The following is a 5014-nucleotide window of genomic DNA, read 5'->3' as shown; positions in this document are numbered from 1 at the left end:
CCTCTCCCCGCTTGCGGGGAGAGGTCGGATCGCTCTTGCGATCCGGGTGAGGGGGTACAGGTTCGTCGGCAGCTTCATGCGTGGAGAGAGGCCCCTCACCCCAACCCTCTCCCCGTAAGAACGGGGCGAGGGAGCGTACCTTCCCCGTGGCCAGAAATCAGATCTTCTGATTGTACTCGCCGACTTCCGGGTGCGTGCGGAGCACGCTGTTCACCATCTCGAACATGTCGTGCATGCGCTGCTCGGAGACCGGGCTCTCGACCACGACGACGAGCTCGGGCTTGTTGGAGGAAGCGCGCACCAGGCCCCAGCTTCCGTCCTCGACTGTGACACGCACGCCGTTGACGGTGACGAGATCGCGGATCGACTGGCCGCCGATCTTGGCGCCCTTGGCCTGCAGGCCCTCGAAGTGCTTCACCACCTGGTCGATGACGCCGTATTTGACCTCGTCGGCGCAATGCGGCGACATGGTCGGCGACGACCAGGTCTTCGGCAGTGCGTTCTTCAGATCGGCCATCGACTTGCCGGGGGCGCGGTCGAGCATGTCGCAGATCGCGATCGCCGACACCAGGCCGTCGTCATAGCCGCGGCCGAACGGCTTGTTGAAGAAGAAGTGGCCCGACTTCTCGAACCCCGCGAGCGCGCCCATTTCGTTGGTGCGGCGCTTCATGTAGGAATGGCCGGTCTTCCAATAGGCGGTCCTGGCGCCCTGCTTCTGCAGCACCGGATCGGTGACGAACAGGCCGGTCGACTTCACGTCGACGACGAACTGTGCGTCCTTGTGGATCGCTGACATGTCGCGCGCGAGCATCACGCCGACCTTGTCGGCAAAAATCTCCTCGCCGGTGTTGTCGACGACGCCGCAGCGGTCGCCGTCACCGTCGAAACCGAGGCCGACATCGGCCTTGTGATGCAGCACCGCGTCGCGGATCGCGTGCAGCATCTCCATGTCTTCCGGATTCGGATTGTATTTCGGGAAGGTGTGATCGAGCTCGGTGTCGAGCGGAATCACCTCGCAACCGATCGCCTCCAGCACCTGCGGCGCGAACGCGCCGGCGGTGCCGTTGCCGCAGGCCGCGACGACCTTGAGCTTGCGCGTCAGCTTCGGGCGGCTGGTGAGGTCGGCGATGTAGCGTGCCGGATAATTCTCGTGGAACTGGTAGGAGCCGCCGGCCTTGTTCTCGAAATCGGCGTTGAGCACGATCTCCTTCAGCCGCGTCATCTCGTCGGGACCGAATGTCAGCGGGCGGTTGGCGCCCATCTTCACACCGGTCCAGCCATTGTCGTTGTGCGAGGCCGTGACCATGGCGACGCAGGGCACGTCGAGATCGAACTGCGCGAAATAGGCCATCGGCGTCACCGCCAGCCCGATGTCGTGCACCTTGCAGCCAGCCGCCATCAGACCGGAGATCAGCGCATATTTGATCGAGGCCGAATAGCCGCGGAAATCATGGCCGGTGACGATCTCCTGCTTGACGCCGAGCTCGGCAATCAGCGCGCCCAGCCCCATGCCGAGCGCCTGTATCCCCATCAGGTTGATTTCCTTGTTGAACAACCAGCGCGCGTCGTATTCGCGAAAGCCGGTGGGCTTCACCATCGGCTCTGATTCGAAGGCGTAGGTGTTGGGCAACAAGACGGATTTCGGCTTGGGAAACATTGAGACGGTCTCGTGAAAAGGGCAGGAATTGATGCAGCCTTAGCGAATGCCGGGCCGCAGCGGAAGGAGGGAACGGCAGCTTATGGCTGATAATTGCGGCAGTTTGGTAACGGGGACGATTGAAGCTGCCGGACTGGGACGACACGGATTGAATCGCCAGAGCTCTCGGCAGCACTCGATCCGCGCCACCATCGACCAGGATTTGCGGACACAATCTCTGATCGCAAATTATGTTGAAACCACTGCCCCGCTGTGCGTATGCTGTTCGGGAGTATTCCGTCTCGCCGCCGAAGATTCCGCGGCGCCCGGCATTCGATTGCGACCTGATCGTTCAATTTGAGCATTGACTCAAAGCCTCTCGAGCTTGCTCACGGCGCGAATGTCGGAGACAACGCATGCGCAGGGTGTCGATCCTGGTCGCGGTCACGGCCGCCATGATCATGGCTGTCGCTCAGATGATGACCGCGGCTCACGCGGCGAGCGAGCGATCTCTACGCGCGCCAACCGTTTCGCCGACCGCGCCCCCGTATCTCACGTTTGATAACCAGGCCCTTCCGCCCTTGGCGCACACCGCATTCTGCCTGCGTTACCGTGACGAGTGCCGCGCCCGCATGCTCTTTCGCGGCGGGCCGGTCCAGCTCACCGAGACACGGTGGGAAGATCTCAACGAAGTCAACCAGGCCATCAACGGCTCCATCATCCCGGACCCGACTGAACTTGGCCCGGTGGTGGAATCCTGGCTCATCGATCCGAAGCGCGGCGACTGCAACGATTATGCTGTCAGCAAGCGCCACAGGCTTCTGAGGCGTGGGTGGCCGCAGCGCACGCTCCTGCTCGCGGAGGTCGAGACCGTCTCGGGCAAGCACCATCTGATTCTGCTGGTGCGCACGAAGAGCGGCGACCTGGTGCTGGACAATCTGACGCCGCAAATCAGACCGTGGTCGCGTGCACCCTATCGCTGGATCCGGATCCAGTCGCCCGACAATCCGAGATACTGGAACGCTGTCGGGCCGCGACGCGTGTAGGACTTCCGCCGTCGAGCCACTCGACGGCAACGCCGGGCTATTGTTCCAGCACCATCTGGCCGTTGGCGTATTCGAAGCGCTTCAGGCGGGACAGGAAGGAGAAGCCGAGCAGGTTCTCGGACAGCGCTTCGTCCGGGAGCACCATCGCCTCGACGTCGCGCACGACGAGGCCGCCGACCTCCAACATGGCGATGCGGGTGCGCGCGGCCTTGATGGTGCCGTTGGCGGTGGAGACGGTGGCGTTGTACTCGCTGCGCGACGGACGCAGGCCGAAGCGGGCAGCCGAGGTCTCGTTCAGCGCCACCACGGAAGCGCCGGTGTCGACCATGAAGCCGATGCGCTGGCCGTCGATCCGGCCTTCGGTCTGGAAATGGCCGCGGCCGTCGCGGGGAATGTTGAGGCTGCGGCCGCCGGCCGGCGCGGTCGTCGCGACCGCGACCGTTGTGCGCGGCGCTGACGTTGCGGAAGCGGAGCTCATCTTGTCCGCCATCTGCGCCATGAACGTACCGAGGCCGATCATGACGGCCGCGAAGATCATAATGTTACGCATCACACCACTCGGAGCCGAAAGCTCGATTTCACCACGCGGCACGCCTGGCCGCGAGAGAAGCCGCCACCAGGCGGTGTTATTTTGACGAAAAGGATGAGCGAACGGTTAATCCGACTATGTCGCAGAGACCACAAATCCTCATCCTGAGGAGCCCGCGAAGCGGGCGTCTCGAAGGATGGCCGCGGGCGAGAGCTGGGCCTGCATGGTTCGCCCGGCGATGCGCAGCATCGTCCGGAGACGCGCGTTCCGCGCTCCTCACCATGAGGGTCTACTTTTGATTCACGTCCCGCGCGGCTTCGCCCGCCGGGTCGGCAATGCGCTCGCCGGATCGTCCGGCCAGGGATGGCGCGGGTAGCGGCCGCGTAAGTCTGAGCGCACTGCGCTGTAGCTGCCGCGCCAGAAGCCGGGGAGATCGCGCGTCACCTGCACCGGACGTTGCGCCGGCGACAGCAGCTCCAGCACCAGCGGCACCCTTCCGGCCGCGATCGACGGATGGGTGTTGAGGCCGAACAATTCCTGGAGCCGCACCGCGATGGTCGGCCCCTGCTCGGCCTCATAGTCGATCGCGAGCACGCTGCCGGTCGGGGCCTCGAAATGCGTGGGCGCCTCGCGGTCGAGCCGCGCGCGCATCTCCCAGGGCAGCAGCGCCATCAGCGCATCGGAGAGATCGCCGGCAGAAATGTCCTTCAGCGCAATCTTGTCGTAGAGCGCGGGCACCAGCCAGTCGTCGCGCCGCGCGATCAGCCCGTCGTCCGACAGATCGGGCCAGCTCTCGCCTTCGGCCTTGCGCAGGAACATCACGCGGTCGCGCCATTGTTTTGCTGCCTTCGACCAGGGCAATCGGTCGAGGCCTGCAGCGATCAGCCCATCTGCAAAGATGCGCGCCGTTTCATCCGAGGGCGACACAGCGAGCGTGGCCTCAGAGAGCGTGATCGAATGTAGTGCACGCTTGCGCCGCGCACGCAGCGCCATCGCGCCGCGATCAAAAAAGATCTCGTCGACGGTCTCGATGTGCTCGGCGAAATGCCGCTCGATATCGTCCTCGGCGATAGGTGCCGCAAGCAGAATACGCCCGCTTGCCGCCGTTCCCGTCATTTCGCCGATCGCGATGTAGGGCGCGCGCGCGAGCGACGAGGTCTGCTCCACCGCCGCGCCACGACCGTTGGCGAGCACGAAGGTGCCATTGCCGCGATTGCGCGCGACGCGGTCCGGGAAGGCGTAGGCGAGCATCAGGCCGGTCGAGAGATCGTCCTGCTCCGCCGCGGACTTCTCTGACGCCGCCACCTGCGAGGCCCAGCGCCGCGCGAGATCGCGCGCGCTGGCGGCACGTGGCGAGCGATCGCGGCGGAACTGGTCGCGCCGATGCTCGAGATCGACGCTGTCGCCGCCGAGCCCGCGCTCGGTGATGATGGCCGCGATCTCGGCGGCAGCCTCGCCCGCTCCCGCGCGATGCGAATCCACAATCATGCGCGCCAGCCGCGGCGGCAGCGCCAGCGCGCGCAGGCTCTTGCCTTCCGCGGTGATGCGGCCATCGCCATCGAGCGCGTTGAGCTCGGAGAGCAGGCTCTTGGCTTCCTTCCAGGCCGGCGCGGGCGGCGGATCGAGGAACGATAGCGCGGCAGGATCGGCGACGCCCCATTGCGCGAGATCAAGCACCAGCGAAGACAGATCGGCGCTGAGGATTTCCGGCTGGGTGTAGGGCGCAAGCGAGGCCGTCTGCGGTTCGTCCCAAAGCCTGTAGCAGACACCGGGCTCGGTACGGCCGGCGCGGCCGCGGCGCTG

4 protein-coding genes are annotated in these 5014 nt (G+C 65.2%); 1 reads left to right on the top strand and 3 read right to left on the bottom strand.

The features are described from left to right. Nucleotides 1-157 precede the first annotated feature (157 nt). Entirely contained in the window at nt 158-1657 is a 1500-nt protein-coding gene (locus AC629_RS35280) for a phosphomannomutase/phosphoglucomutase (RefSeq protein WP_084809372.1), read from the bottom strand. A gap of 395 nt (nt 1658-2052) precedes the next feature. Here AC629_RS35280 and AC629_RS35275 point away from each other — a divergent pair, with 395 nt between their 5' ends. Beyond that, nucleotides 2053-2682 carry a transglutaminase-like cysteine peptidase gene (locus tag AC629_RS35275; protein WP_084809371.1) on the top strand — a complete coding sequence of 210 codons (630 nt, stop codon included), beginning with the start codon at nt 2053-2055 and terminating at the stop codon, nt 2680-2682. Nucleotides 2683-2719: 37 nt separating this feature from the next. Here AC629_RS35275 and AC629_RS35270 read toward each other — a convergent pair whose 3' ends face one another. Beyond that, nucleotides 2720-3232, bottom strand: a complete 513-nt coding sequence (locus AC629_RS35270) for a TIGR02281 family clan AA aspartic protease (protein WP_084809370.1) — start codon at nt 3230-3232, stop codon at nt 2720-2722. A gap of 279 nt (nt 3233-3511) precedes the next feature. Continuing rightward, a partial coding sequence (locus AC629_RS35265) for an ATP-dependent helicase C-terminal domain-containing protein (protein ID WP_283848222.1) occupies nt 3512-5014 on the bottom strand: 1503 nt, incomplete at its 5' end.

The organism is Bradyrhizobium sp. NAS80.1 (assembly GCF_001908205.1).
In the GTDB taxonomy this organism is placed as follows: Bacteria; Pseudomonadota; Alphaproteobacteria; order Rhizobiales; family Xanthobacteraceae; genus Bradyrhizobium.
The sequence above is the reverse complement of the archived record's forward strand: the minus strand, read 5'-3'. Positions and strand labels throughout refer to the sequence as shown.